This is a genomic window from Anaerovirgula multivorans (assembly GCF_900188145.1).
Classification (GTDB): Bacteria; Bacillota; Clostridia; order Peptostreptococcales; family Natronincolaceae; genus Anaerovirgula; species Anaerovirgula multivorans.
Genome location: NZ_FZOJ01000093.1, coordinates 1 through 1,640, shown reverse-complemented (window position 1 = coordinate 1,640; position 1,640 = coordinate 1). Strand labels below are relative to the sequence as shown.

Here is a 1,640-nt window from a genome sequence, read left to right as displayed (position 1 = left end):
ATTAGAAGCAGTATATGAGTAAATGATTTTTTCCAATCAAGGGTATCCTCTCTGATAAACACTTGCCTTACCACCGCAAAGCGGTTTAGTTCAACGTTTCGCATTGCCGAAGCCTTTGAGCTGGACCCCAAAGGAATACCTTCTTGGCGGAGCTGGCAATGCATTGTTAGCTGTAGGAGCAATATAACCTTTCATGACTTTCTACATTTATTCCAATCTTTCTATCTGCTTTTATTTTATTTGCTCCGTAGATTATGCTTATTTTGTGAGGTTGATTATAGAGAATATCCGCTATTAATATCAAATGGCATGATGAGTAATTTCATAACGTCTTTTGAGTAATTATCAAAAAACCAACCACTTGCTTTCCCACAGTTTTCTATGGTATCAAATTCTAAATATGAATAGTACTTAACACATTTCACAATTTTTGTGAGTTCTCTGGGTGGCTCACCATTTTCAACACCGTCAAAAGTATAAAATCGTTTCATGTACTTAACGCTGATACAGCCGGGTTGTTTTTCTTGCTCTATTTTAATTGATCCGATTAGTGCCTCAAATTCATCTAATTTATCGGGTTTCACTTGAAATAGTTTTATCTCTGAAAATGAATTGATCATGTATTATCTCCTCCACATAATATAAATTTATCTTTACTAACTTAATAATTATTTTAAATAACCCTAAATTCATGTTAATATTGACCTCAAAGATTTTCTCTGAAATTATATTGCTCTTTCAGATAACGGTTCGCATTGCCGAAGCCTTTGAGTCGGACCCATAAGGAATACTACTTGGAGGAGCTCGTCTCCCGACGAAAAGGTTTGGGTCGGAGCGCAGCGGAGCCGGCAATGCATTGTTATGTGCTGTCCTTTTACCGCAAACTTTCTACATCCACTAAATCTTTTAACCTTATTCTTTAATGACGTATTTATAAAAATGTGTCTCATTTAAATTGTTATCATATTCCTGCCATTGCAATAGTAACCATTTATCTATGTATTTTCTTCAATCAGTCGTATCAATTCACTTGCTCTGCTGACCTTTCTCATCATTAACATTCCAAGCAAACTATCCTTGATTTCAATTCGTATCGAAGATTCATCGATTTTAATGGATTTCATTTCTTCCCACCAAACGAATTTTCCCATATGATAGACTCCTTTTTCATAAACCGCAATTTTCATCCAAGCTTCAATAACGATTATTAATAAATATATCTGGAAAACAACTGTATTTCCAATGTTTCCCCACTTTAACATCCAAAAATTGAACATAGTTCCTAACACAAAAAGTATTGCTGTGAATATTTTCATTCCAGACTTGTGATGAAATACCTCTAACTTCTTTCCTCCATATTTTTTCTGCTTAATATAGCTTTTTATCATCTTGGCTAATTCGTAAATGACCAAAAATGTAATGAATATATTAAAACCTAAAACCCATTTAAATAAAGAATAAATTAATTCCAATTTCTTTCCTCCTTACTTTATTACTACTACCGCTACTTTTGTATGGATGACATATAACGTTTCTGCCATTCCCGACACTCACCGTACTCCAAAGTCTTACCCTAAAAGTGAGTGTAGTCTGACGCACACCCTTGACCGTTCCCTACAGACCCTAGCGGGAATGGGCAT

The 1,640-nt window shown here is 34.8% G+C and carries 2 protein-coding genes; both read right to left on the bottom strand.

The window, feature by feature from the left end; translation table 11 throughout:
- Positions 1–275: 275 nt before the first annotated feature.
- Positions 276–620, bottom strand: a complete 345-nt coding sequence (locus CHB72_RS25710; protein ID WP_089285691.1) for an antibiotic biosynthesis monooxygenase family protein — start codon at positions 618–620, stop codon at positions 276–278.
- 375 nt (positions 621–995) lie between these two features.
- Entirely contained in the window at positions 996–1,472 is a 477-nt protein-coding gene (locus tag CHB72_RS25705) for a hypothetical protein (protein WP_089285690.1), read from the bottom strand.
- Between the last annotated feature and the right edge of the window lie 168 nt (positions 1,473–1,640).